Source organism: Alkalicoccus luteus (genome assembly GCF_012034335.1).
Taxonomy (GTDB): Bacteria; Bacillota; Bacilli; order Bacillales; family Salisediminibacteriaceae; genus Alkalicoccus; species Alkalicoccus luteus_A.
The window spans coordinates 120,008-144,209 of sequence record NZ_JAATHJ010000004.1 but is presented as its reverse complement, the minus strand read 5'-3'; the positions used below and the strand labels follow the sequence as shown (position 1 = coordinate 144,209).

Sequence of the window (24,202 nt, the reverse complement as noted above, 5' to 3'; positions counted from 1 at the left end):
GCATGACGCCGAAAACACAATCGTTCATCGTACGGTCTCTTCCCTGGACTGCTGGTGCAGTCATTCAGCTCGCGGCCATCCTCTGGACAGATCCGGCGACGGCCGGGCTCACCTTTTCCCTGCTGATCATTGCTGCCGGTGTCCTTTCCTTGATCATGATCCGCTTTCCGCATCTGGATCCGCTCGAGCAACGAAAACACGAACGCGGCGGCGTGTACTGGATGCTGACGTCTCTCATGCAAGGTCTCGGCCTGATTGGCCTGGGGACGCTATTTTTACTGATTGGCTTTTCCGCCTACCACGTCTTCTTTTTGGTACATCCAGGATTCTTTTCCATCTTTGCGATCATCCTGCTTGCGGGATCAGTGCTCGGTCACCAGCTTGAATGGGATCGCTTTGAGGAAGCAGAGCCAAAGCAGTTTAAACGCGCGTTATTCTGGAGCACACCTGGAGCTGTTTTCATTTGGGGCACTGTCCTTTTCACCGTCATCTAACAATAAATTCGTACTCACTACTGGAGGCTGATTATGTCCATTCGCTCGCTTCGAACAAAACAATTTGCTTTTTATAATTCTATATTTGCCACAGCGTTTCTTTTTATCGCTCTCTTACAGGAGACCGCTTTGACGATTCTTTTTGCAGCTGGTGCCATCATTTTAATTGGTTACACCATTCGCTTATGGCGTGGACAAAGTTTAGCCATCCTCCCGCACGAAAAAAACTCGAAGCGCATGAAATGGCAGTCGATGCAGATCGTGTTCAAAAAGAACGTAGCAGATCCAAATACTTTTTTCCGATCCTGGCCTTGCTTTGTATGGCCATTATCTTCTATACGAATACTGTTCAGCCGTTCGTTCCAATTATTTCAGGTGCTGTTGCTGGAAACCTCGCACTTTATGTGCGCATGCGCCGCTTCGATCGTAAGGCTGAGGCAGCAGGATAATGTCCCAGGAACGGCTGCAGTCGCTCCGCTTAAAGCAAATTCAGCTGACGACGTTTCTCTTTCTGTTAACCGTTAGTCTCTACGCTGTTTTCACCTTGGTCGGACTGCCTGCCTCCGTCCTGCTCTTCTTCACCTCTGCAGGTGTTCTCATGCTGCAGTTTCTGTCCGCTATGGCGGCGATTCGACTGTTTCCGCTCTCTTTTTTAGTTGAACTTGAGCAGCATGAACGAGAAGCCTGGCCCCGCCGCTGGCAGCGGGACACGCTGGCGCTGAAGCTCGGTTATCCACTCTCCGCAGTGCTTCTGCTCTCGAATGGCGTGCAGCAGTTCACGTCCGAAACGGAGACCAGCTCGCAGTTTATCGGTTTTTTAGTTCTTGCTGCTCCGCTGACGTACGTGCTTTTACATCTTCGCATGAAGCGTTATGATGAAGGGAGCGGCGCCGAACTGTCTTTTAAGACGATGCTTCCCTATGCAGCCGGTGCAACGATTAGTTCCGCTATTCTTGCCGGCTTGGTATATGCCGGATAAAAAGGAGAAACGACATGTCTGACCGTATTAAAACGCTACGAAAAAAACAGCTCCTGTTCATGAACGCCCTCTTAGTCGCCATTATCGTGACGTATATCGCCCTCTCTGCAGCTGGACTGCCCGGGATCTCGATCCTTCTGTTTGCGGCAGCCGCCTTGTTTATTTTCCAGGCTTTCCGGCTTTTCCGTGGAAAAAGCGCCGTGCCGATTCCTTTTTTAGAAGAGCTCGACCGTCACGAACAGGAAGCAAGCCCGGTCCGATCAGCGAGGAACCGCTACAGCCAAAAAATTTTCAGTGTTGTACTTCCGCTCCTTTTACTATTTCAAGCATTTACGCAGCTCGAGCAAACGAGCTTCAGCTGGTGGGTCGCAGGCGGATTTTTACTGATTGCCCCTATTTTGAATTTAGCGACATTCCTGCAAGTGAAACAATACGATGAAGGCGCCGGTGGTGAAGTGCCCGGGCTGATGATAGTCTTTTACATACTGGGAAGTGTCGGCATTACCGGGGCTGTTTTGATGGGTGCATACCTCATCCAGCTATACTAATGGAGGTCAAAGGAATGACAGAAAACCGACTTCAGTTGACCTATGCGGCGGCGTTAAACGCTGCGCTGCTACTGCTGCTTGCAGCAGCTGTGCTTGTCGCACTCGTTGGCACACTCCATACAGCGCTCGCCGGATTCTTTGTAACAGCTCTCGCTGGCGGTGCTGCGATCGTGCACATGACTGATCTTCCGTTTCGCCGGCTGCATGAAGAACGGGAAGAGCTTGCCGGTCCTGCATACCGGCTGAACCGCCGCAGAGCCGGCCTCCTTTATGCCGGTGTCGCAGCACTGATCGTCATCACGTGGCCAGGCGGACTGCCGGACGGGCCGTACAGCGTTCAGACCGTCATCGTTGCCGGGGCAATGGGCGCGCTGATCGTAAATGCATCTATATTTGCCGAGGCCTATCGGTACACAGGCCGCACGGAAGAAGAAATTCGTGCTGACCTAACGAAGCGCCTTGCGAAGACCACGGCGCTTGCAGCCATCGCCTGGCTCGCCGCTGCTGCACTGGCGCTGATGACCTGGCTGTGATCATGAAAAAGGAGGTTCTCCTATGCTCTCATTTTTAGAGGATTTGGCAGGTGCCGTGTACGATGTGATCCGCATGCTGATTATGATGGTAACGACTATGTTCGGCGGGGCGATGCTCGTTTTCATCCCAGTAGTTTTGTTTGTGTACTCGCTAAGCTTTTTTTAATTCTGCCCATACTTTCATTCGCAGGGAGGTTCTCCCCCTGCTTATCGATGTTGGCAGCTTCGGGCTCGCACTCCCTCCATTGCCGATTACCTTGATGATCCTTTTCACGGTTTACCTATTAGGACGCTGGAGCTAACACGTCTTTCTGTATTTCTCATCATCGCTGTCACGATGCCTGCATAGACGACTCAGGAAGCGTTCAAGCTCTGGCTGCCGGTCGCCTTTTTCTTCGGCAGCCTTTTTTATTTCGTACAACATCAGTATCATCCTGCTCGGCTTTGCAGCTGCGATCCGGAAGCTGTTTTTTGTTGTACAGCTTACCGCTATGCAAATGATAACTTTAGGTAGGCGAATGATAACTTTCAGAGGCTGAATGAAACGTTTTTCGCTATTGCGAACGACTTTTGATACCTGTAATAAGATTGCACCTCGATATGATAAGTTGAGCATCGAGAATAAAAAGTTTCCGCTCCCAAATGATAAGTTAGCCGCGCAGTTTGAAAACTTTCGCCGGCAACTCCGGGTGACCACTTTTTCGTACAACGGTATGCCCGCTATAATCCTCCCTTCCAAAAACAAAAAAACCGTGCAGAGCATCGCTCTACACGGTTTTTTTAGCGCTTTCGACGAGTCGGCGGCACGTCTGACGCTTGATCATTTTATGGGGGATAAGAATTTTTCGCGCTTCGATGTTCGGGTGAAGAATTTTATCGATGAGCAGGTTCGCCGCTTCATAGCCGAGGCTGTAAATGTTAATGTCCACCGTCGTCATCGGCGGTGCCGAGAGCTCCGAGATCATGACGTTATTGAAGCTGATGATGGAAATATCGTCCGGCACGTTCACTTCCATTTCGCTCAGCATGCGCATGACGCCGAACGTCATAATGTCGTCGGCGACGATCAGCGCCGTCGGACGTTCGCTCAGGCTCATCAGATCGATGACCGCTTCCTGACCGCCTTCCTGCAGCTCCTCGTGAAAGACGATGTAGTCGTCGCACACCTCTATACCTGCGTTATTTAACGCACGGCGGTAGCCTTCCATATGGTCGATCGTCACGACGTAGTCGAGATTTCCGCCGACAAAGGCGATCCGCTTGTGACCGAGCAGCAGCAAGTACTCCGTCACCGTTTTCGCCGCTTTGAAGTTGTCGTTGTTTACGTAGGAAACACCGCGAACTGTCTCGTCATACGGACGGCCGATCAGCGTGAATGGAAAGTTTTGCTCGTGCAAATACTTCATCACCTTATCGTTCACCTTCGAATAGAGCAGGATGATGCCGTCGACGCGCTTTCCTTGCACCATGTGCTGCACTTCTTCGAATATCTCCTCATCCGACTGTCCCGTAGAGAGATAGAGACCGTACTCGAGCTGGTGCGCCTTCGTACTGATGCCGCGGATAACCTCCGGGAAGAACGGATTTTGAAACGTTTTGTTTGCGGAGTTCGGCATGATGACACCGATCGTTTTCGTCGTCTGATTAGCCAGGCTGCGGGCGTTAAAGTTCGGGTGGTAGCCTAGCTGCTTCATGGCTTCACGCACTTTATCTTTCGTCCTGTCGCTGATGCGGGGACTGTCCGAAATAACCCGAGATACGGTGGAAGGGGCAACGCTGGCAGCTTTGGCGACGTCTTTTATCGTTACAGTCATGGTCTTCAACCCCTTTTCTCTGTCTGTAAAAAACAGGTCTCGTTTCGTTCTATTGTAAAGGGTTTCACATACTTTTTGAATACCCTTTTCTTATCTCGCATGTCTTCTACTCTACCCGTCCCCTGAATGCTGGAAACCCGGCGGTGAAAAAGGGGGAAGCAGGCGGCTGCCTCCTTCCCCACTGGTTGACCGGTTATCCTTTTGTTGCTCCGGAAGTCAGGCCGGAGATCAGGTAGCGCTGCAGGAAGAGGTAGACGAGCGCGATCGGAACCGCGATCAGAATGGCACCGGCAGCGAACCGGGTAAAGTTGTTGGCAAACTGGTCGTTTACAAAGTTGAACAGACCAAGTGCGAGCGTAAAGTTTTCCGGACTTCGCAGCACGATTCGCGGCAGAATAAAGTCCATGAACGGCGCCATGAAGTTAAACAGCGCAACAACGGCGAGAATCGGTTTTGCAAGCGGCAGCATGATCTGGAAGAAAATCCGGAAATGTCCGGCTCCGTCGATCTTCGCCGACTCATCCAGCTCACGCGGGATCGTATCGAAATATCCTTTTACGAGGAAGGCGTTCATCGGAATCGCCCCGCCGACATAAATGATAATCAGACCGAGCAGACTGTCGAGCAGGTTCACTGTATTCAGGAGGATGTAGATAGCCACCATCGCCATGAGAACCGGGAACATCTGCAGCAGCAGAAATGCATACAGGCCGTTTTTACGTCCCTTAAAGCGGTAGCGGGAAAACGCGTACGCCGTCAGGGCAATCATAAAGGTCGCGATAATGGTTACGGAAAAGGCAACAATCAACGTATTGCGGTACCAGAGCAGGTAGTTACTGCGCGGGTCGGTAAACAGCCACGCATAGTGCTCAAACGTGATGTTATCCGGAATAATCGATGCTCCGTACACGCCGGTACCTGTGTTTAAGGAAATACCGAGTGCCCAGGCGAGCGGGTACAAAATAATGACGAACATGATCGCGATGACCGAATAGCTTCCGATCAGCTCCAGGCGATTGACCAGCTTTCTATCGAGTGGTTTCTTTGTTTTAGCAGCCATTTAGAATGTTCCCTCCTCTTTAAAGGAACGGGACCGGCGGAACTGGAAGAACGCGAACGATGCGACCAGCAGACCGAGAATAATCGAAATTGCCGCAGCCATATTGAACTGCTGGTTTTCGAACGTAAGCCCGTAAATCCACGATATGAGTATGTCTGATCCCCCGGCGGTCTGCCCTCTGACGGCAGGTCCCCCCTGGTTAAACAGATAAATGATGTTAAAGTTGTTGAAGTTAAACGAGTACTGCATGATCAGAAGCGGTGCCGTTGCGAACATCACGTGCGGAAACGTAATGTGGCGGAACTTCTGAATCCGGCTTGCGCCGTCGATGTCTGCCGCTTCGTACCAGTCGGCGGAAATACTTTGCAGCACGCCGGTAAAGAGAGCGTACACGAATGGGAAACCGAGCCAGACTTGAATCATAATGATCGCGATTCTCGTCCAGGTAGCGTCGGTCAGCCACGGAATGCCGGTGCCGAAAATAGGCTGGATGATCCCGGTGTTGATCGCCCCGAAGTTGTCGTTAAACAACGCGGAGAAAATGATAATCGTTGTAAATGCCGGTACCGCCCAAGGCAGAATGAACACGGTGCGGATCAGCTTTTTAAACTTGATACGCGGATCGTTCACGATCGTTGCCAGGAACAAGGCAAGGGCGATCTGCAGCGTCGTTGCAACAAACGTCCAGATAAGCGTCCAGGAGAGAACGTTGATGAACGTGTTGCGCCACTCGCTGATCGTAAACAGGTTGATGAAGTTCTGGAAACCGACCCATTCGAGCAGGTTTCGCGGCGGTGCGTTGTACAGATTGTAGTTCGTAAATGCAAGAAAGACCATGAACATGAGCGGAAAGATAACAACGAATACGAGCAGCAGCAGTCCCGGTCCGACGAGCAGGTATGGAAAGCCTGTGTCCCATGCGTTTTTAAATCCTTCGCGGATGTTCGGTACTTGCCAGCCTAATTGAATTCTCTTTGCGTCTTTCAGCGCATCCTGAATGTTCAGCACATAAAAGGCAATAAAAAAGGTCAGCAGGATGAGCGAGATGATTCCGTTACTAAGGAACACTCTCGAGTCATCTTCACGCGGGACTTCCCCGAGTGTGATCAGACCCTGCAGGCCGTTTGACATAAAATCAACTGCAGCAATCACAAAAGCTGCAAAGAGAATGAATAAGGCCGCGCCTTTAATGAAGCGCTTATTGTACGCCTGACCGAGTCCGGGAATGATGGACAAAAGAGCGGCGACGGTCGGATTATGTTTCGGATTGACCACAATCGTATTTGGGTCACGTTCTTTTTTTGCAGCCATAGGTGCTACCTCCAAATCTGAAAGAACAGAGGACCGGACTGAGCCGCCCAGCCCTCCTGCTCCAAACTATTGTTGACTGATCGCGATCTGCTCGCGGATCTGCTCGACAGCTTCGTCGAGTACTTCCTGCGGGTCATCTCCCTGGGAAATGAACTCCATTGCTTCCCCGATTGGATCCCACACCTGGGACATTTCAGGAATGTTCGGCATTGGCTCTGCGAATTCAGTCTGATCGAAGATTGGTCCCATGAACTCATCGTCGATTTCAACTGTTGTGTGCGCAGGCAGCTCGCCGGCTACTTCAAAATAAGTTTCTGAGTTCTCTGCGTTTGTCAGGTAAAGCGCAAGCTCTGTTGCCCAGTACTCGTTTTCCGTGTAGTAATTCACGAGCCAGCCTTTGTTACCTGCAAATGAGCTTAGCGGCTCTCCGTCCTGCTCCGGAAGCGTGGATACAGCGAGGCTGTCGCCGAGTGCTTCTTCGTACTCAGGAATCGCCCATGGACCTGTTACGACCATGCCGACATCTCCGTCAGTGAAGAGACCGTTCATGATGTCGCCGTCGATACCAGTCGGCATCAGATCTTCTTCAAACCAGGACTGAATCGTTTCAGCGCCGGCTACGGCTCCGTCTGTGTTCAGGCCGATATCTTCCGGATCATAGACACCGTCGTCATCCTGTGCGAATACGTATCCGCCTTCAGCAGTGAGGAATGGGTAGGTGAAGTAGAAGTTCGTTGCTTCCATCAGGAATCCGTACTGATCGCCGTCTGTCAGGTCACGTGCAACATCCATCAGCTCGTCCATCGTTTCCGGAGCTTCTTCAACGAGATCTGTGTTATGGAAAAGTGCATATGTCTCAACTACTGCCGGAATACCGTACTGGATACCGTCATAGCTGAACGACGTTACTGCTTCTTCGTTATACTCGCTCAGACGATCCTGCTGATCTTCTGTGAGTTCAAGCTCCGCTGCAAGACCCTGCAGGTGAATGTCACCAAGACGGTCATGCGGCTGGAAGAAAAGGTCAGGTCCTTGTCCGGCCGGGCCGTCAAGTGACATCCCTTCTGTCTGCTCAAGCATGGAGTAAGGCGTGATGTTTACTTCGATGCCGTGCTCCTCTTCAAATCCCTGTGCGATTTCTTCGTATGCGTCAAGCTGTGCTTCTTCATCGTTGACCCACATTGTAAGCTCTTCCGGTGCTTCCGGTGCATCTTCATCAGCTGCAGCGTTGCCACCGTCGTTGTTTGCATCATCTGCATCGTCCGCGTTATCCGCTTCGTCTGCATCGTTATCCATCTCTGCGTTGTTGTCTGCGCCGCCGTTGTTTTCAGCACCGCCGTTGTTTTCAGCACCGCCGTTGTTCTCTGCGTCGTCGCCGCCGCAGGCAGCAAGCATCAGTGCCGGTACAACTGCAAGCGTGACCAATAGTGATTTACTTCTTTTCATTACCAGTTTCCCCCTTAAATGAATGTTGGAATAATGAAAGGTGCTGTCCCGATTTGTACGCCTGTTCGACAGCGCTTTCCGTAACCGTTTGCACGTTCCCTTCTAAGAAAGGAAGAAGGGACAGGTTCAGTATGCACTGCTTCCGCCGGCATGCCGTAATCAAGACAACCGATTGCATAAGAAGTGAAAGCGCGATTTCTGACTGCGAAAACGTTAGTGAAATCGTTTGCATCACTTTCTGATTTCAATATACACGTTCACCCGTTTAAATACAAGCTTTTTATGTGAAGTTTTTTCACTTCTTTGTTTGCCATAAAAAAAGAGACGGCCGTTCAGGCTGTCTCTTCTTCAGTCGTATCAAGGTTTTCCGCCATTTTATCCAGCCTCGCTACTTCGTCGGAAAGTTCCTGCTGCTGTACGTATTGCATCCGGATAATTTCCTCCATTTCGCCTGTTCTGGAAAGCAATTCCGTTGCATGTGATGCGAGTTTTTCTGTATGGGACGCTGATTCTATAAGTGCGCACTTCATTTCTTCTGCTGCCACTTTTACATCTTGTTGCTCAATTGTTGCACGCCGGTTTCCTTCCTCTATTTTCCTGAAAGAAGCACCTGCATCTTTCGTACTCGATGCCGCTTCGGCCATCCGCCCGTTCAGTACAGAAAACATGTCGCTGAGTGCACCAGCATCTGTCCGCACTGCTACCAGCCCGCTGCCGGTTTCCTCAGCGAATGCAGCCGTCTGTTCTGACAACCGGCGAATTTCCTTCGCAACCACCGCAAAGCTTTTGCCGGCTTCACCTGCTTTCGCTGCTTCGATCGAGGCATTAATCGCCAAAAGCTCCGTTTGCCGGTTGATGTCGCGAATCCCGTTCAAAAACGCATCCAGCTGCTCCAGGTCCTGACTCATTTTAAGAGCTCCGGATGCTGCTTCAGCGCTCTCCTCGCTAACCTTTGCCACCATGCGCTCGACTTCTTCCATGGAAAGAAGACCATCCGCTGATTCCTGCTGAAGTGCCTGCATAAACGCATGCAGCCGCTCCATGGAGCCATTTACAGCATCGACAGACGATGACATCTGTCCTGCTGCAGCAGAAATGGCAGCCGTCTGGACGGACTGCGCCTTCATCTTCTCATTGAGCGTTCGTGTGTGCAGCTCCATATCACCTGCTGCCGCGCTTTGGCCATGCGACCGTTCTGCTGCAGCTGCCGCTATGTGACGGACGTCTCTGCCTGCTTGTCTCGAACGGGTTTGATATGCAAGCAGCCCTGTACCAAGCCGGTTCAGCGCATCATCGATAGAACCGAATTCATCTTTTCTCGCCTGCTGTTCAAACGTTAACTGCCCTTGCTCATAGGCGGCTATCCGTTTCATCACGTGCTGAAGTCCGCGTGAAATGGATTTCGCAAACAATCCGAGCAGGACAACCGGAACGAGGATCAATACAAGTAGCCCGCTCAGTGCAGCTGTCCGCGCTCCTTCCAATGCACCGTCAGCTGCTTCCTGTGCTGTTTCCCGGTCTGCCTGCAAAACGGCCTGAATCCGTTCATCGTAGGAAGCACGCTGTTCCTCGGTTCTCGTGACGCCGGGGAGTACACGGGCAGCTGTCTGACCTGCTTCATCTCCCGTGAAAATAGATGAGAAATACGTATCGTAATGACTTTGATAGAGCGCGACCGGCTCTTCCATAAACGACAAGTAGTGTGCCAGGTCCCCATCTCCTGCTTCTGCCTGCAGCGTGCCGAGAAGCATATCGGATTCACTCAGCAGCTCCTCCATTCGCAGGGCTCCCTGCTCGCGCCATCCGGTCTGTGAGAGCTGGAGCTGGATCAGGCTCAGCTCCTGCAAATGCCCCGACAAGTCGTAATAGTGCTGCTGAAATGCATCAAGCTCTTCCAGCTGTGCATTCTGGGCTCCCGCTTCCGATATGTAGGCAAACAGCACGGCTCCGGTACCGGCACAAATGAGCACGAGCAAGACCGTGAGCGCATAAAGCTTTTTCACCAATCGTTTTTGTTTCACGCTATCCCCTGCTTTCCTCGACTTAAAAGCGTGCTCGCGAATTGGTGCAATCGCTTGCATGAACACTCTTTACCAGGTAGTATAGCATGCATCCGCTTTCATTTCTATGCTTTTATGCCTATAAACCACTTCTTCCTATAAGTCTTCGGTACTGTCCGGGAGTCATCCCCTCTCTTTCTTTGAACAACCTGGAAAAATAGCTGACATCTTTAAAGCCGCTTTCCTCTGAAACGGCTGCTACATGGTAGGAGCCGTTTTGAAGCAGTTCTTTCGCTTTTTCAAGCCGGACGTGATGCAAATACTGTTTCGGCGTCAGACCTGTCACTTTTTTCATCGACCTCGTCACATAATCAGGATGGTACAGCAGCTGCTGGGCCAGCTCATCGATTCTTACGCCGATTTTATAATGATCCTGAATATAGGCCATCGTTCGCCGTGCAACCTCCTGCGCTCCTGAAGGAAGCTCCATCGCTTCCTTCTGCAAATAGATCAGGCAGTCAAAAAAACGGCTCTGCCTGTGCATTCTCATTTCCGGATCGTCAGAGTGCTCGGCGGCCAGCAGGCTTTCAAAGACAGCTTTTGCCCGCTCTGGATGCAGAAAGGTGCCAGATTGCCCGATGCGCAGCTGAAATTCATCCGGCGTCTGATGCGTCGCCTGTTTGCGGTATACCTGTGACCAGTCCGGCTTTTCTCCCTGCTTAACCGTATATGGCGCGTTCAGCTGAAAGTGGGCCCAGTAAAAGCTTGTATCTTCCTCGCAGAGGCGATAGCCGGCATGATGCCTTCCTGGCACCAATATGAGGTAATCACCTGGATTCAGTTTGAATATCTGCTCGGCTTCTTTCATATATAACGTTCCTTTCGTTACGAATAGAAAATCAAACAGGTGAAAGGTGCGTGCAAAGTGCTTTGTCCCTTTTGCAAACATACCTGCGCCTCCTTTTACATATGTAGGAAGCGGCGGTACTAATGTATGAATCATCGCCATTACGTTCACCCTCTCTGGTCGGAAACGTTCAAGTTTAACCGGATTTGTCTCTATGCCAACCTGTATGAATCAGCTAAACTGTACCACGTATGTAAACGGTTTTGTACAATTTATTCGCCTTTTTTAAAAATAGCGGATCATTATGACAAAGGTGGGGAGGAAAGCAGCGTGTCGAAAAAACAAGCCGGGCAGATGACGCTGTTTGCCCTGACATGGCCTATTTTTATTGAAATTTTACTGCATATGCTGATGGGAAACGCCGATACGCTCATGCTGAGCCAGTACGATGACAACGCTGTTGCGGCGGTCGGGGTCTCCAATCAGCTCATGAGTGTCATTATCGTCATGTTCGGTTTTGTCGCAACGGGAACGACGATTCTCGTTGCGCAGTATCTCGGGGCCGGAGACCGGGAGCGCGCCGGACAGACAGCAGTCGTCTCCATCGTGCTGAACATCATCGCCGGCCTCATGCTGAGCGCCGCTCTTCTCTTTTTCGGCAGACCGATTCTCGGTGCAATGAATCTTCCGCCTGAGCTGATGGATATGGCGCTGATTTATTTGCAGATTGTCGGCGGCTTTGCCTTCGTGCAGGCCGTAATTATGACCGTCGGTGCTGTGCTGAAGAGCCACGGATTCACGAAGGACGTGATGTATGTAACGCTAGGCATGAACGTGCTGAACGTAGTCGGAAATTTCATCCTGATATTCGGGATGTTCGGGGCACCGGAGCTTGGGGCAATGGGCGTTGCGATCAGTACAGCAGCAGCGCGGACGATCGGGACGATTGTTTTGTTCGGACTGCTTGCACGGCGCGTGCGCGGGGAGCTTCCGTGGCATTATTTAACCGCGCGCTTTCCGAAACGAGACGTGCGGGATCTGCTTAAAATCGGCGTACCAACGGCCGGCGAACACCTTGCCTACAACGGCTCCCAGGTCGTCATTACGATGTTTATCGCTTCCATGGGAACCGTCGCGCTGACAACACGCGTCTATACGCTGAATATCATCATGTTTACGCTGCTTTTTTCTATCGCCATCGGACAGGGCACACAAATTCTCATCGGTCATATGGTCGGGGAAAAGCGCTTCGATGATGCGTATCGCCGCTGCTTGCGAAGCCTGTCGATCGGAATCGGTGTTTCCACGTTTGCAGCGATTACCGTCTACATCTTCGGTGAGCAGATATTCTCTATCTTTACGTCCAATCAGCAGATCGTCGAGCTCGGCATGACGCTATTGCTGCTGACGATTCTGCTTGAGCCCGGGCGCGCCTTTAATTTGATCGTCATCAATGCGCTGCGCGCCGGGGGCGATGTCCGCTTCCCCGTCTACATCGGGATCCTCTCGATGTGGGGCGTGGCCGTAACCGTCTCGTATGGAGCTGGCATCTGGCTCGGCTTCGGCCTTGCCGGCATCTGGATTGCGATGGCGCTGGATGAATGGCTGCGCGGTCTCTTGATGCTCTGGCGCTGGCGCACGAAAAAATGGCAGAAGATGTCGTTTGCGGATAATCCCGCGGCAGAAACGGACGAACCGGTTCCGCAGACGGCCGGACACTGACCACTGTATCATCTGTACCAGTTTTTAACGGGGTCGATGAATGATACACACCGGCAAAAAACCTGCCAATCCCTCATAATGGTGCAGATAGCGGCGCAGTGGCACAGGCGCCGCTCTTCTGCGTCCATTGCGGGGAAAGTTTTGACAATCCCCCATGATTCTGATTAAATGAAGAAGAATATGTGCATCATATTCGGACACTATTTTCTAAAGGGGGAATACGTTCATGAAAAAGGTTACATCCCTGTCAGCTCTCATGCTTTCCGGTGCTCTCGTCCTCGCTGCATGCGGTGACAACGACGGCGGCGGCAATACCGTGGATGAGAACACTGACAACGCGTCCGGCAACGTGAATGAGAACACAGAAACCGACCTCAATGACGATGACGGCGAAGAAGCAGACAACAATGCAGACAATGACGGCGGCGAAGCGTCCGGCGACATCGGCAACCTGCAGATGGGAACTGGCTCCACCGGGGGTACATATTACCCGCTCGGTCAGGAGATCGCGACTGTAGTGAACAACAACATTGAGAACTTCGATGATTTTGACCTCAGTGCCGTTTCTTCCGGTGCTTCCGTGGACAACCTCTCGGAAATTTTCCAAGGCAACTTTGATCTTGGTATGACGGTTCACCTTCCAGCAGTTGACGCTCTGACCGGCGACGGCGACTTTGAAGGCGTTGAAATCGACAACTTCGGTTTCATGGGCCACATTTACCCGGAAGTGATGCAGATCGTTATTCCTGCTGATTCCGACTTCGAATCTGTCGCTGATCTTGAAGGCGAACAGATTGCGATTGGACCACCAGGAAGCGGTACACAAGCAGCTGCACGCCTCATTTTAGAAGCATACGGTCTTGAAGACGGCGACTACGAAGCATTCGAAGAAGACTTCGGCGATGCTCAGGGCCGTATTCAGGATGGACAGCTTTCTGCTTCCTTCGGCCTCCTCGGTCTTCCAGCCGGCGGTATCGAAGAGCTTGCTGCTTCTTCTGACATCGACCTCCTTCCGCTCAGCGACGAGGGTGTTGATTATGTAGAAGAAAACAGCGGTTATGAAGGCTTCGACATTCCTGCTGATTCCTATGACTTCATTGACGAAGACGTTCAGGCGATCACTGCCTTTGCGGTACTCGTAGGAAACACAGATACAATTGACGAAGATCTCGGCTATGAAATCACAAAGGCTATGTTCGAGTATGCGGACGAAATCGCGCATCCACAGGCGGATAACATTACAGAGGAAAATGCTCTGAACGGTTCTGACGACCTGCCGATGCACCCAGGTTCCGAGCGCTACTTTGAAGAACAAGGCTGGCTCGACTAATAACTGCAAAGCGGTACGGAGACCGGACAGTTTCGTCCGGTCTCCTTGTTGCCGCCCTGCATATCCTGTGCTCTGCAAATTCAGGCAGAACAGCGACGAAAGAGCAGGAACGATTTCCTGGCCTTTCGTCGGATGATATGCAGCATCGATTCAGATAAGTGAGGTGAGGTTTTATGGCGGATCAGCAGAATGATCACAATGATCAGGAACTGATGACTGAAAAAGAAAAAGAAGAGATGCTCGCGAAATACGACAAAGAATCTTCTGTCCGTCAGCGAACAGGTAAATGGGCGTGGGTCATCACCTTCATCGCCGTTTCCTTAACGATTTTCCATCTTTACCGGGCCTTCCCGCAAACAGGCGGCCCGCTCGTCTCTCTCATGCAGGGAGCCGTGCACCTCGGTACAGCAATGGGTCTTATTTTCCTTCTTTATCCATTTAAACGAAGCGGTTTAAAGAAACACGGCGTCCCCTGGTATGATGTCATCTTCGCCTTTCTTGCGATGGGCTCGTGTTACTACGTTCTCTTCCGCTACGAGTGGATCACCGGCGCAGCAAGAATTGTCGGCTTTACCACATATGATATTGCCGTAGCGACCATTGCGATTGTGCTGCTTTTGGAAGCAACAAGACGCGCAGTAGGTCTTCCAATCGTCGTGATCGGTACGCTTGCAATTGTATACGGCATGTTCGGAACCAATATTCCGTACTTTGGTCACGGAGGCTTTGACTGGACCGGTCTTTCCCGGCGCCTGTTCTTCTCGACAGACGCGATTTTCGGAACGCCGATTCAAATCTCCTCGACGTATATATACTTATTCCTGTTCTTTGGAGTCATGCTGACGAAAACAGGCGTCGGCCAGTATTTCAATGATTTAGCATTCGGCTTAACCGGCCGCTTCACCGGCGGTACGGCGAAAGCAGCGGTTGCCGCCTCTGCCATGCAGGGAACGGTAACGGGAAGCTCGGTTGCCAATACAGTTGCTTCCGGCTCGTTTACAATTCCAATGATGAAGCGGGCCAAATTCCGACCTGAATTTGCCGCTGCAACAGAAGCATCTGCCTCAACCGGCGGACAGATCATGCCGCCGATCATGGGGGCTGCCGCCTTCATCATGGCCGAATACGTGTCGGACGTAAGCTACAGTGATATCATTATCATCGGGATTATCCCGGCGCTGCTATACTTCTCCGGGGTCTTCCTCGGCACGCACTTTGAAGCAAAGCGGTACGGCATTCACGGTTTGCCGAAGGAAGAGCTTCCGTCCCGCAAAGGGCTGCTGAAAGGCTCCTACCTGCTGCTACCGCTGATTGTCATCGTAACGATGCTCGTTAACGGCTTCACGCCAACGTATGCAGCGCTTACCGGTATCGGTACGGCGTTCCTCGTGAGCTATGTGCGCAAGGACACGCGCCTGATGCCAAAAGACATTCTGGACGCCTTTGAACAAGGTGCCCGCATTGCCCTTCCGGTAATCGCAGCTTGTGCGACCGCAGGGATCATCGTCGGTACCGTCGTCTTCACCGGCCTCGGCGGCCGGATCGCCGGCGGACTGATTCAGATGGCAGGCGAGAACCTGTTCCTGCTTCTCTTCTTTACAATGATTGCCTGCATCCTGCTCGGTATGGGTCTGCCGACGACGGCGAACTACGTCGTAACAGCATCCATGGCCGCTCCGGCGCTGATCAACTTCGGTGTACCGGAAATTGCAGCACACTTTTTCGTCTTTTATTTCGGTATCGTGGCCGACATTACGCCACCTGTCTGTCTCGCTGCTTACGCGGGGGCCGGAATAGCCAAAGCGAACCCGATGAAGGCCGGGGTGAACGCCTTCAAGCTCGCAATCGCAGCCTTCATTATTCCGTACGTGTTCGTCTACAATCCGCAGCTGCTGCTTGTAGATGCCGAATTCGGAACCGTCGTGCTATTGATTATTACATCCATGCTCGGTATGGCGGCTGTGAGTGCATCCATTATGGGCTACTTCTTTAATACGTTCCTGCTGTATGAACGGCTGCTCTTATTTGCGGCCGGTATCATGCTCATCTATCCAGGTAACATCCTGATAGAGGGCGGCGGACTCGTGTTGTTCATTCTGATCGCTGTTCTGCAGACGATCCGGAAGAAGCGTGCAGCTAAAAAAGCATAATTGCATTATCAAAAGGCCGTTCCTATTATAATGGGAACGGCCTTTATTATGTCCTTTCTTCCATCTGCAGTGGATGAGCTTTAAGCTGCTTCTTATATTTGAATCCTGGTTACAGAAGCACCTGACGTGCGCTTATGCCGTTCGGGCAGGAGCCGCACTTGCTCACTTTCCACCGTCGTGAAATACATCGAACGTTTCCCAGAGAGATTCAAGCTCTTCCAGGCGCCGGGCGACTTTGTCGTGCTCTGCCCGCGTCAGCGCAGTGATCAGAGCGCTCGCCACGCTCATTGGCGCAGCGAAGGAATCAATAAAGGAATTGATTTCGGTAGCGGTAATCAAATGCTTATTGCCGTACGGATAAAGCGGGCTGAGCAGATGATCCGTCATGACGATCGTATTCGCCCCCCGCTGCTTCACATACTTCATCACTTCCACCGTCCGTTTTGTGTAGCGCGCAAACCCCAGACCAATGACGACATCGTTTTCAGTGATATCGAGCAAGTGCTCCGATACCCCGTCTGCTTCCTCGATCAGCTCCGTATTTTGCAGCACGAGATCAAGGTAAAATGCCAGATACGAGCCGATGCTTGCGGCGCTTCGGTACGCCACGATATAAATACGGTCTGCTTCGATCAGCTCTTTCACGATCGCTTCAAATTCCTCCGGATCCACCTGCTCCGTCGTCGTCTGCAGGTTCTGCATGTCATCATGGAGAATTTCCGAAATCGTCTCCTGAGAGGCTTCTCTCCCGGATGTCGTCCGCTTCAACACTTCTGCAGACGTATATTTTTTCGTGAGCGCTTCCTGGAGATGGCGCTGCAAATCGGTATATCCCTTATAACCTAAAACGGTCGCAAACCGGATCACGGTCGCTTCTCCGACTTCCGCATTCTGTGCCAGACGGCTCGCAGTGAGAAACGGCGCGGATTCCCGATGCTCAACGAGGTAGCGGGCAATTTTCTTGTGGGATTTGCTCAGCTCTTCCTGCGCACGGCTGATGCGTGCATATACATCAATTTCAGTCATAAGCGGCACCGTCCTTCCTCTTCTCAGTGTAAATCAAACTGCCCCAGTCTGCCAGCCGGTCCGCGATAAGAAATCGCTTTCAGAATGAATGATTCCCTTCATAATTATCAAAATGAAAAGGATATCATCCATTTTTGACCAATTTTTACCTTTATGTTTAAATGAAGATACATCATGGAAAAAAGGAGAGATGCACGATGGCGCAGCCGAAGTACATTATGAATATTGAAAAGGTGCCGCACCTGTCCGATGAGGAAAAGGCGAAGCTCAAGCAGATTACGGAAAAGTTCGTCTTCCGCGTGAATGAATATTACCTTGGTCTCATCGACTGGGGCGACCCGAAGGACCCGATCCGCAAGCTCGTGATCCCGAACGAAGGGGAGCTGGAGGAATACGGCCGCTGGGATGCATCAGACGAAGACACGAACTATGTCGTACCAGGCTGCCAGCATAAATACGACCAGACGGCGCTTCTGATCGTTTCTGAAGTTTGCGGCGCATACTGCCGCTACTGCTTCCGCAAGCGTCTGTTCCGAAATGACATCAAAGAAGCGATGTCCGACGTTTCCCCGGGGATTGAGTACATCCGCAACCATCCGGAAATCACGAACGTGCTCCTGACGGGCGGCGATTCGCTCATTCTCGCGACACGGAAACTGCGTAAAATCATTGAGCAGCTGCGGGAAATTCCACACGTGAAAATCATTCGTCTAGGGTCAAAAATGCCGGTATTTAATCCGATGCGCATTTACGAAGATGAAGACCTGCACGAGCTGATTCGCGAATATTCCACGCCGGAGCAGCGCATTTACGTGATGGCGCACATCAACCATCCGCGTGAAATTACGCCTGAAGCGAAAAAAGGCTTCGAGGCTCTTCACAACGCCGGAGCGATCGTCGTCAATCAGACGCCGGTATTGCGCGGTATCAACGATGACCCGGAAGTTCTTGCTGAGCTGCTTGATAAGCTCTCCTGGGCCGGCGTAACGCCTTACTACTTCTTTATCAACCGCCCGGTAGCCGGCAACAACGACTTCGTGCTCTCTCTTAAGGAAGCCTATGACGCGGTTGAGCAGGCAAAAGCGAAAACGTCCGGTCTCGGCAAGCGCGTGCGTCTCTCCATGAGCCATACGTCCGGAAAAATTGAAATCCTGGCCATTGAAGACGGGAAAGCATACTTGAAGTACCACCAGTCCCGTGACAACCAGTACGGTAAATTTATGGTCCTCGACTGTCCCGATGACGCCGCCTGGTTTGATGACCTTCCAGGGAACGAAGCACACTGGGAGCCGCCTAAGAAAAAGTGGGACGAGTTTACAGGTGCCAACGAAAAAATCAAGCAGAAAGAAACAGCCGAGCAGCTTTAAAAAAAGACCGTTCCGAGCGTCAGCTCCGGGACGGTCTTTTCATGTTCAGGTGGCGCTTGTAGTGGTGCAGCTTATCTTTCATGCCGTTCCAGACGAGCGACTCCGTATCATACTGAATAAAACCGTTGCGCTCCAGTACTTTTACGGAAGCTGGATTGGTAGCCGTTGCTCTAGCAGTTATAGTCGTCAGACCTGCCTGCTCTGCTTCCAGCAGCAGCAGTGCAAGCCCGGCCGTCGCTGCTCCGTTTCCAGCAGCTTCTGCGCCAATCCGGTAGCCGGCTTCCGCCTGACCTTCAGCGGTGATGTTGGTCAGATTCATCCGTCCGATCAGCGTTTGATCGTCATAATACAGATAGTAGCGGTCTTCTCCCTGCTCTTGTTCCGCAAGCAGCTGACCGAGCCGTTTCGTAAACACGTCCGGCTGGTAAAAGTCGTCGCCTCGAGATGGAATAAACGCTTCAAAGTAATCGCGGTTTTTCCTTTCGAATTCATACAATGCTGTTTCTGCATCCGCGTGAAGCAGTTTAAGCTGACGAGTCATAGGTTTTCCTACTTTCGTGTCGATCATGCAAAACATGACTTTATTCGGGCAATAGTTTGATACAATAGGCAGAAGTAAGCAATACGGGAGGCGATGTTATGCGCAATTGGGCCTTGCTGCTTCTCGTTGCTGCATGCAGCTCCGGAGAACAGACCGATGAGCAGGCCGTCACGGAACAGACATCGATTTCGGTTGATCCGCTTATCATATCACACGTTGAGTCAGTTTCAACTGACGATAGCGTGAACGTGCAATTTTTGCTCGAAAATACAGATGAGCGGCCGTTAGAGCCGGATGATTACGAATTTGACTTCCCGGAGCTGGTCTGGGACGATGCGGATGTTCCATACAGCCTGATCGATACGGAGTTGAGCCACGACGATCTGGACGATCATGAGCTTACACTTACGCTGCAGCTTTCCCCCGCTCCGCCGGAGGCAGATACATACGTGCACCTTCCGTTTTATTTGACACCGGTCGTGTATGAAGACGGCTACACGTTTCAAATTGAGGTCGAAGACGCCCCGGTGAGGCAAGGAGATATTCAGCTGAGCGGGCTCGAACACGAGGAAACGTCGCTGCATTTTGTTCTGGAAGACAGCCATTTACAGGCGCGCCAGGAAAGCGTTCAGTATCAATTTCGTCTTTTTGACGAAAACGAGTACGTGTACCCTGTCTTTTCGAGCGTTGAGCCTTACAGCGGTCAAACAGAGCTGACATTTGCGGCAGCCCAGGAGCTTCCTGTACTGCTTGAACTGGAACGTTTTCCTGCATCACTTCCGGTGTGGCGCTTCTCGTTAACAGTACCGCTTACATAGTGCTTTCGTTTCCGTGCAGCCGCTGCCAGGCGGCTGCTTTTTCACGCAGGTGATTAAGCATGTCGGCCCGCTTCTCATTCGAAGCCTGGATCACATCCCCGAAGTGAACCACGTCCATCAGCTCCAGCCCGCAAAACGAGAGTAAATGTTTATCCAGTCCTTCCACGACGTTGTCATACAGCCCTTCTTCATGAAACACATCCTCCGGCGTCCCTGTTGTAAACACGAGCGACGCTTTACCGGTAAGCTTCGGCACCGGCTCCTCCCCTTCCAGCTCATAAGCAGCACCATATGCAAACACCCGGTCAATAAATCCTTTTCCGGCAGCAGGAAATCCGCCCCACCAGAGTGGAAACATAAAGATCACGTGGTCTGCCGCCTGCAGATCCTTTGCAGCCTCTGCTACGTCCGCCTCATAGTCTCCATCCATGCTGCGCTTATACTCCTTATGTGTCAGATGCGGATCAAATCCGTCTACGCCAGGTCGATACAGCACAGCTTCCGGTATCTCTTCAAGCACCTGAGCGAGCAGGGCACCGTTTAAGCTGTCTTCTGTCGGGTGCATATAAATAACCATTACAGACATTGTTGACTCATCCTCTCAGTCGGGTGTTTTCCCGGGAAACAGATTTATGTGCTTCCCCTGCTTTACAAAAACGAAACCCTGCCTAGTGCTGACAGGGTCGTATAAATCCATTTCCAATTTGAACACAATCATAAACCTCTTTGTGACATATCAGGCAGGCTTCATCAACGGACGTCCGAAATAATAGCCTTGAACAAGGTCGACAATTGGCTTCAGTGCTTCATATTCCTCCGGCCGCTCAATTCCTTCGGCAAGCAGAAGCGTTCCCTGGGCAGCCGCAGCTTCCTTCAGCTTTTTAATATAAGCAAGCTTTTCAGGGTGCTGGTCGCAGTGATCAACGAGCGAACGGTCGATTTTTGCATAGTCAGGCTTCAGCTTCTGCAGCACTTCCAGCGTTGCATGTCCGCTGCCGACATCATCAAGGGCGACGTGCACGCCGGCCTTTTTGTACTCATCAAAAATAAACTGCAGGTGGTTGATGTCTTCGATCTTTTCTGTTTCGACTACTTCAAAAACGAGGTCATCGGCCCGAACGCCATACTCCTTAACCGCTTTAAACGTACTTTGCAGGCAGTGACGGGGATCATAAATAGACGATGGCAGAAAGTTAATAAAACGTTTTATCCCGTTTTCCAGCATGTGCGCTCCTGTGCGGATGGCGTTGATGCGTGCCTGGCTGTCGAGCATGGACTGCAGGCCGGATCGCTGGGAAAATGAAAACAAATCACCAGGTGAGAACGGAAAAAGCTTGCTGTTCGGCCGCAGCAGAAATTCGTATCCGACCGGTTCGCCGGTAGCTGAATCAATGACCGGCTGCATAAATGACTGAAACAGCCGTTCCTGAATAATTTTCACAAACATCGGGTTTTTTACCTGTTCGAACAGCTCATAATAAGAGAAATCATTTCCCGGAAAATGCTTGCTTCCCTTTTCCGTCATCAAACTTCCCCGCAGCCTGCCGAGCTCATTTTCCGGAAGAATATTCTCTGTCCGGAACAGGTGCTTTTCGAGAACATCCCAGGACTCGTAAGGGATAAAAAGACGACCCTGTTTGGACATTTCAGCTCCGTATTTTTTAAATGATCGATGCAGTGTTTCCGTAACGCCTGGTTCCATACTGGAGAGGATCAGTCTCCCGCTTTCATCCAGCGGAATTTTTCCCTGACAAATTTGACATGTTTCCATATGCTGAGCCACCAACTTTCTGTCCATTCGTTTTCTCTTCCTTTCCCCGACTTTTAGTTCTAAAAACCTACAAAAAGAAGCTTAGTTCCTTTATCGGTTAATCACGCCTCCATTTATAGTCTAATCGTCTCAGGATTTCTGGCTCCGTCAGCCGCGCTGTTCCCAGCATGTCCGTTAAAATCCGCTTTTGCAGATCCTCCCGTCCAGGCTGGCCGAACGTACGACCAAGCGGAAAGCGGATGTGCAGAGCACGAGGAGCATGAACCTTTTCCGTCAGCTCCGGAAAATGGGTCATCGACACAGTCGGTATGCCTTCTTTTTCAATTTCTTTCTGAATCAGCCCCACGGACTGATGGCAAATATATCAGCCCGGCGAGAGCAGCACGACATCAGGCTGTTCTTTTTTCAGCGTCTTCAAAATTTCCGGGACGCTTTCTTTTAACAGCTTGTCGGTGCGCGGAATATAGCCCATCATTCCGAAGTTCGTTGGCGATACTTCCTTGATCACGCCTTCTAAAGCAAGCGATCGTAACGCATCAATGGGAAAAACGGTATTAATATCCTCCTCTGCTGCCTTCGTATCGTAATGCGTATGCGTGACAGTCAGATCGCTTGTCTTCGAGTCAGATGGAATGAGACGAACGCTCCAGTCCCCTGCATCCACGTCAAATGGCTTGTCCGAGCGCAGATGCACCCCCGCTGTCGTCAGGAACGCAACGCGCCACTGATCGGGAGTCGTCTGAACAGCAGCCGGCTCCACTCGCTCTCCTCCATATTTATTAATCGATCTCGCTACAATTTTGCGAAATACCCATTCTTTTATCTTGTTTATCATCTGTATTTCACCTCTGCCATTCCTATACCCCGGAGCAAGGAACTTCTAACCGGTTTGATGTGTCTATACACAGAAGGAAATATCTGCTATGATGCTTGTACAAAGCAGAATATTCAGATAATATAAGGAGGATGAACAGATGGTATTAACGCATGAAGAGGTAAAGGCAAATATCAATGAAGCAGACGGCTGGAAGCTTGAAGGTGACGACTGGATTGTGAAATCATTTACGCTCTCTTCCTATCCGAAGGCAATTCAGTTTGTGAACGCCATTGCCGAGATTGCGGAAGACCGCCAGCATCATCCGTATACGATTATTGATCACAAAAACGTCACGCTAAAGCTGTCGACGATTGATGAGGGCGGACTGACGCAGAAAGATTTCGAATCGGCGCATGCTTATGACAGACTGTTTCAGCGTTACAGCTGACGCTTTCCCTCTTTTCGCTCCTGTTCCTCCATGCTAAAATAGAGGGAGCCGAAATAATCGGGAGGAACGCTCATGCAGTGGCTCTACTTATTCACAGGTGTCGTGGCAAGCGTCATCGCCATCTATCACCTGTTCACCGATCGTCTCCGCCGCCTTCGCGGTGCCGAAACGACCTTCACTCCGGATGATACGAAAAAAATCAGCACCCATTCCACCATCTATAAAATTTCTGTTTATTCCTGTTATCTCGTTCTGATCTTATCGATCGTTTTGTTCGTCGAAGTGTTTAACAGCTTTCAAAACGCGACGATTTTATTCGTCTTTATTTTTGCTCTCGGTCTCTTTATTTTGCTGACGCTCGACCGTGTTTTCGAGATTCAGGGAGATGCTCTGATTTTTGCCGGCTATCATGCACGCTGGTCGACCGTACAAAAGATTTGCTGGGGACGTCAGAAATCAAGCCGCCGCCAGCTCATCATGGAGCTTGCCAAAGGACAGAAAATTAAAACGACGATCGCGAATGAAGCAAAAGAAGACGTTGAGGAAACGCTGGCCATTTACTGCCATTTCGAAACAGACAAGGAACGCGCGCAGGCAGGCAAATCAACTGGCCGCTAGACAGCTGGATGAAATAATGAAGAGAACCCCGGACATCTTGACCGGGGACCTCCTTTTGACGGCTTTATTATCGTCCTGTCTGCTGAAACGTTTTGATGCGCTCGCCGATTTCGTCGCGGACCCGCTGAAAGAACGCCCACTTTTCTTCTTCTGAGCCTTCTGCTTTAGCCGGGTCGTCAAAGCCCCAGTGCTCGCGCTCTTTGTTCGGGGGTGTCGCCGGACATACGTCGTTTGCGTGACCGCAAAGCGTTACGACGAGGTCCGCTTTCTGCAGCAGCTCCTGATCGATCGTATCAGATGTCTGGCTGCTGATATCAATGCCTGCCTCCTGCATCGCTTTAACAGCATTCGGGTTAACACCGTGCGCTTCAATTCCGGCGGAGTAAACGTCCCACTCCCCGCTTAAATAGTGCTTTCCCCATCCTTCTGCCATCTGGCTCCGGCAGGAATTACCTGTGCATAGAAAATAAAGAATTGGTTTTGCCATGTCTGCATACCTCCAGCGTCATATATAAACGTTCGTTTATATAATAACATGTCCGGTATCTTTCGTGTATGAAGA

Annotated in this window: 26 protein-coding genes; 13 read left to right on the top strand and 13 right to left on the bottom strand. The window is 51.1% G+C overall.

From position 1 onward, the window contains the following. Window positions 1-2 precede the first annotated feature (2 nt). The 6 genes from HCN83_RS04470 (at window position 3) to HCN83_RS04445 (ending at window position 2,720) form a co-directional block, all read left to right on the top strand. The gene (locus HCN83_RS04470) at window positions 3-494 is read left to right on the top strand and encodes a hypothetical protein (RefSeq protein WP_168005117.1); all 492 of its coding nucleotides are present in this window, start codon (window positions 3-5) and stop codon (window positions 492-494) included. 242 nt (window positions 495-736) lie between these two features. Continuing rightward, complete coding sequence (locus HCN83_RS04465; protein WP_168005116.1) at window positions 737-943, top strand: hypothetical protein; 207 nt, start codon at window positions 737-739, stop codon at window positions 941-943. After that, window positions 943-1,473, top strand: coding sequence for a hypothetical protein (locus HCN83_RS04460; protein ID WP_168005115.1), 531 nt, complete (start codon window positions 943-945; stop codon window positions 1,471-1,473). The genes HCN83_RS04465 and HCN83_RS04460 overlap by 1 nt, the downstream gene beginning before the upstream one ends. A gap of 14 nt (window positions 1,474-1,487) precedes the next feature. After that, window positions 1,488-2,021, top strand: coding sequence for a hypothetical protein (locus HCN83_RS04455; protein ID WP_168005114.1), 534 nt, complete (start codon window positions 1,488-1,490; stop codon window positions 2,019-2,021). Window positions 2,022-2,035: 14 nt separating this feature from the next. Further along, on the top strand, window positions 2,036-2,554 hold the full coding sequence (locus HCN83_RS04450) for a hypothetical protein (RefSeq protein ID WP_168005113.1): 519 nt from the start codon (window positions 2,036-2,038) through the stop codon (window positions 2,552-2,554). Window positions 2,555-2,576: 22 nt separating this feature from the next. Next, a complete protein-coding gene (locus HCN83_RS04445; RefSeq protein WP_168005112.1) occupies window positions 2,577-2,720 on the top strand; it encodes a hypothetical protein in 144 nt (47 codons plus the stop codon). Between the two features lie 601 nt (window positions 2,721-3,321). Here the strand turns inward: HCN83_RS04445 and HCN83_RS04440 are convergent. The 6 genes from HCN83_RS04440 to HCN83_RS04415 all read right to left on the bottom strand — a co-directional run bounded on the left by HCN83_RS04440 (window position 3,322) and on the right by HCN83_RS04415 (window position 11,134). Next, window positions 3,322-4,368 carry a LacI family DNA-binding transcriptional regulator gene (locus HCN83_RS04440; protein WP_168005111.1) on the bottom strand — a complete coding sequence of 349 codons (1,047 nt, stop codon included), beginning with the start codon at window positions 4,366-4,368 and terminating at the stop codon, window positions 3,322-3,324. Window positions 4,369-4,561: 193 nt separating this feature from the next. Further along, window positions 4,562-5,428 (bottom strand): sugar ABC transporter permease, encoded by an 867-nt coding sequence (locus HCN83_RS04435; protein WP_168005110.1) that lies wholly within the window; start codon window positions 5,426-5,428, stop codon window positions 4,562-4,564. Then, window positions 5,429-6,739: a sugar ABC transporter permease gene (locus HCN83_RS04430; protein ID WP_168005109.1), complete on the bottom strand. Its 1,311-nt coding sequence runs from the start codon at window positions 6,737-6,739 to the stop codon at window positions 5,429-5,431. It lies immediately after the preceding gene. A gap of 66 nt (window positions 6,740-6,805) precedes the next feature. Further along, window positions 6,806-8,185, bottom strand: coding sequence for a sugar ABC transporter substrate-binding protein (locus HCN83_RS04425; protein WP_168005108.1), 1,380 nt, complete (start codon window positions 8,183-8,185; stop codon window positions 6,806-6,808). Between the two features lie 332 nt (window positions 8,186-8,517). Next, window positions 8,518-10,206, bottom strand: a complete 1,689-nt coding sequence (locus HCN83_RS18725; protein WP_168005107.1) for a methyl-accepting chemotaxis protein — start codon at window positions 10,204-10,206, stop codon at window positions 8,518-8,520. 118 nt (window positions 10,207-10,324) lie between these two features. Then, window positions 10,325-11,134, bottom strand: a complete 810-nt coding sequence (locus HCN83_RS04415) for a helix-turn-helix transcriptional regulator (protein ID WP_168005106.1) — start codon at window positions 11,132-11,134, stop codon at window positions 10,325-10,327. A 252-nt stretch (window positions 11,135-11,386) separates the two neighbouring features. On the opposite strand from HCN83_RS04415, the gene HCN83_RS04410 reads away from it, so the two are divergent. The 3 genes from HCN83_RS04410 (at window position 11,387) to HCN83_RS04400 (ending at window position 16,234) form a co-directional block, all read left to right on the top strand. Further along, window positions 11,387-12,754 (top strand): MATE family efflux transporter, encoded by a 1,368-nt coding sequence (locus tag HCN83_RS04410; RefSeq protein ID WP_168005166.1) that lies wholly within the window; start codon window positions 11,387-11,389, stop codon window positions 12,752-12,754. 226 nt (window positions 12,755-12,980) lie between these two features. Then, on the top strand, window positions 12,981-14,084 hold the full coding sequence (locus HCN83_RS04405) for a TAXI family TRAP transporter solute-binding subunit (RefSeq protein ID WP_168005105.1): 1,104 nt from the start codon (window positions 12,981-12,983) through the stop codon (window positions 14,082-14,084). A 173-nt stretch (window positions 14,085-14,257) separates the two neighbouring features. Then, complete coding sequence (locus HCN83_RS04400; RefSeq protein ID WP_168005104.1) at window positions 14,258-16,234, top strand: TRAP transporter permease; 1,977 nt, start codon at window positions 14,258-14,260, stop codon at window positions 16,232-16,234. Between the two features lie 162 nt (window positions 16,235-16,396). On the opposite strand, the gene HCN83_RS04395 is transcribed toward HCN83_RS04400, so the two are convergent. Next, on the bottom strand, window positions 16,397-17,260 hold the full coding sequence (locus tag HCN83_RS04395) for a MurR/RpiR family transcriptional regulator (RefSeq protein WP_168005103.1): 864 nt from the start codon (window positions 17,258-17,260) through the stop codon (window positions 16,397-16,399). 197 nt (window positions 17,261-17,457) lie between these two features. On the opposite strand from HCN83_RS04395, the gene HCN83_RS04390 reads away from it, so the two are divergent. Next, on the top strand, window positions 17,458-18,627 hold the full coding sequence (locus HCN83_RS04390; protein WP_168005102.1) for a KamA family radical SAM protein: 1,170 nt from the start codon (window positions 17,458-17,460) through the stop codon (window positions 18,625-18,627). Between the two features lie 19 nt (window positions 18,628-18,646). Here the strand turns inward: HCN83_RS04390 and HCN83_RS04385 are convergent, their stop codons facing one another. Beyond that, on the bottom strand, window positions 18,647-19,168 hold the full coding sequence (locus HCN83_RS04385; RefSeq protein ID WP_168005101.1) for a GNAT family N-acetyltransferase: 522 nt from the start codon (window positions 19,166-19,168) through the stop codon (window positions 18,647-18,649). Window positions 19,169-19,266: 98 nt separating this feature from the next. On the opposite strand from HCN83_RS04385, the gene HCN83_RS04380 reads away from it, so the two are divergent. Further along, window positions 19,267-19,986 carry a hypothetical protein gene (locus HCN83_RS04380; protein ID WP_168005100.1) on the top strand — a complete coding sequence of 240 codons (720 nt, stop codon included), beginning with the start codon at window positions 19,267-19,269 and terminating at the stop codon, window positions 19,984-19,986. Here HCN83_RS04380 and HCN83_RS04375 read toward each other — a convergent pair. From HCN83_RS04375 to HCN83_RS04360, 4 genes are all read right to left on the bottom strand, one after another. Next, a complete protein-coding gene (locus HCN83_RS04375; RefSeq protein ID WP_168005099.1) occupies window positions 19,979-20,572 on the bottom strand; it encodes an NAD(P)H-dependent oxidoreductase in 594 nt (197 codons plus the stop codon). The genes HCN83_RS04380 and HCN83_RS04375 overlap by 8 nt on opposite strands. Before the next feature lie 150 nt (window positions 20,573-20,722). Beyond that, entirely contained in the window at window positions 20,723-21,784 is a 1,062-nt protein-coding gene (locus HCN83_RS04370; RefSeq protein WP_246238090.1) for an EAL domain-containing protein, read from the bottom strand. A gap of 70 nt (window positions 21,785-21,854) precedes the next feature. Further along, entirely contained in the window at window positions 21,855-22,052 is a 198-nt protein-coding gene (locus tag HCN83_RS04365) for a hypothetical protein (protein ID WP_168005098.1), read from the bottom strand. Window positions 22,053-22,121: 69 nt separating this feature from the next. Beyond that, the gene (locus HCN83_RS04360; protein ID WP_168005097.1) at window positions 22,122-22,592 is read right to left on the bottom strand and encodes a glycine/sarcosine/betaine reductase selenoprotein B family protein; all 471 of its coding nucleotides are present in this window, start codon (window positions 22,590-22,592) and stop codon (window positions 22,122-22,124) included. A 139-nt stretch (window positions 22,593-22,731) separates the two neighbouring features. On the opposite strand from HCN83_RS04360, the gene HCN83_RS04355 reads away from it, so the two are divergent. Then, on the top strand, window positions 22,732-23,022 hold the full coding sequence (locus tag HCN83_RS04355) for a 4a-hydroxytetrahydrobiopterin dehydratase (protein ID WP_168005096.1): 291 nt from the start codon (window positions 22,732-22,734) through the stop codon (window positions 23,020-23,022). A 72-nt stretch (window positions 23,023-23,094) separates the two neighbouring features. Then, window positions 23,095-23,640 carry a hypothetical protein gene (locus HCN83_RS04350; protein ID WP_168005095.1) on the top strand — a complete coding sequence of 182 codons (546 nt, stop codon included), beginning with the start codon at window positions 23,095-23,097 and terminating at the stop codon, window positions 23,638-23,640. Between the two features lie 67 nt (window positions 23,641-23,707). On the opposite strand, the gene arsC is transcribed toward HCN83_RS04350, so the two are convergent. Next, window positions 23,708-24,127 (bottom strand): arsenate reductase (thioredoxin), encoded by a 420-nt coding sequence (arsC, locus tag HCN83_RS04345; protein ID WP_168005094.1) that lies wholly within the window; start codon window positions 24,125-24,127, stop codon window positions 23,708-23,710. Window positions 24,128-24,202: the final 75 nt, after the last annotated feature.

Excerpts from the sequence above, each read along its gene's own strand:
- HCN83_RS04470 (WP_168005117.1), top strand. The coding sequence starts at position 3 with ATGACGCCGAAAACACAATCGTTCATCGTACGGTCTCTTCCCTGGACT.
- HCN83_RS04465 (WP_168005116.1), top strand. The coding sequence starts at position 737 with ATGGCAGTCGATGCAGATCGTGTTCAAAAAGAACGTAGCAGATCCAAA.
- HCN83_RS04460 (WP_168005115.1), top strand. The coding sequence starts at position 943 with ATGTCCCAGGAACGGCTGCAGTCGCTCCGCTTAAAGCAAATTCAGCTG.
- HCN83_RS04455 (WP_168005114.1), top strand. The coding sequence starts at position 1,488 with ATGTCTGACCGTATTAAAACGCTACGAAAAAAACAGCTCCTGTTCATG.
- HCN83_RS04450 (WP_168005113.1), top strand. The coding sequence starts at position 2,036 with ATGACAGAAAACCGACTTCAGTTGACCTATGCGGCGGCGTTAAACGCT.
- HCN83_RS04445 (WP_168005112.1), top strand. The coding sequence starts at position 2,577 with ATGCTCTCATTTTTAGAGGATTTGGCAGGTGCCGTGTACGATGTGATC.
- HCN83_RS04440 (WP_168005111.1), bottom strand. The coding sequence starts at position 4,368 with ATGACTGTAACGATAAAAGACGTCGCCAAAGCTGCCAGCGTTGCCCCT.
- HCN83_RS04435 (WP_168005110.1), bottom strand. The coding sequence starts at position 5,428 with ATGGCTGCTAAAACAAAGAAACCACTCGATAGAAAGCTGGTCAATCGC.
- HCN83_RS04430 (WP_168005109.1), bottom strand. The coding sequence starts at position 6,739 with ATGGCTGCAAAAAAAGAACGTGACCCAAATACGATTGTGGTCAATCCG.
- HCN83_RS04425 (WP_168005108.1), bottom strand. The coding sequence starts at position 8,185 with ATGAAAAGAAGTAAATCACTATTGGTCACGCTTGCAGTTGTACCGGCA.
- HCN83_RS04415 (WP_168005106.1), bottom strand. The coding sequence starts at position 11,134 with ATGTTTGCAAAAGGGACAAAGCACTTTGCACGCACCTTTCACCTGTTT.
- HCN83_RS04410 (WP_168005166.1), top strand. The coding sequence starts at position 11,387 with ATGACGCTGTTTGCCCTGACATGGCCTATTTTTATTGAAATTTTACTG.
- HCN83_RS04405 (WP_168005105.1), top strand. The coding sequence starts at position 12,981 with ATGAAAAAGGTTACATCCCTGTCAGCTCTCATGCTTTCCGGTGCTCTC.
- HCN83_RS04400 (WP_168005104.1), top strand. The coding sequence starts at position 14,258 with ATGGCGGATCAGCAGAATGATCACAATGATCAGGAACTGATGACTGAA.
- HCN83_RS04395 (WP_168005103.1), bottom strand. The coding sequence starts at position 17,260 with ATGACTGAAATTGATGTATATGCACGCATCAGCCGTGCGCAGGAAGAG.
- HCN83_RS04390 (WP_168005102.1), top strand. The coding sequence starts at position 17,458 with ATGGCGCAGCCGAAGTACATTATGAATATTGAAAAGGTGCCGCACCTG.
- HCN83_RS04385 (WP_168005101.1), bottom strand. The coding sequence starts at position 19,168 with ATGACTCGTCAGCTTAAACTGCTTCACGCGGATGCAGAAACAGCATTG.
- HCN83_RS04380 (WP_168005100.1), top strand. The coding sequence starts at position 19,267 with ATGCGCAATTGGGCCTTGCTGCTTCTCGTTGCTGCATGCAGCTCCGGA.
- HCN83_RS04375 (WP_168005099.1), bottom strand. The coding sequence starts at position 20,572 with ATGTCTGTAATGGTTATTTATATGCACCCGACAGAAGACAGCTTAAAC.
- HCN83_RS04370 (WP_246238090.1), bottom strand. The coding sequence starts at position 21,784 with ATGGACAGAAAGTTGGTGGCTCAGCATATGGAAACATGTCAAATTTGT.
- HCN83_RS04365 (WP_168005098.1), bottom strand. The coding sequence starts at position 22,052 with ATGACCCATTTTCCGGAGCTGACGGAAAAGGTTCATGCTCCTCGTGCT.
- HCN83_RS04360 (WP_168005097.1), bottom strand. The coding sequence starts at position 22,592 with ATGATAAACAAGATAAAAGAATGGGTATTTCGCAAAATTGTAGCGAGA.
- HCN83_RS04355 (WP_168005096.1), top strand. The coding sequence starts at position 22,732 with ATGGTATTAACGCATGAAGAGGTAAAGGCAAATATCAATGAAGCAGAC.
- HCN83_RS04350 (WP_168005095.1), top strand. The coding sequence starts at position 23,095 with ATGCAGTGGCTCTACTTATTCACAGGTGTCGTGGCAAGCGTCATCGCC.
- arsC (WP_168005094.1), bottom strand. The coding sequence starts at position 24,127 with ATGGCAAAACCAATTCTTTATTTTCTATGCACAGGTAATTCCTGCCGG.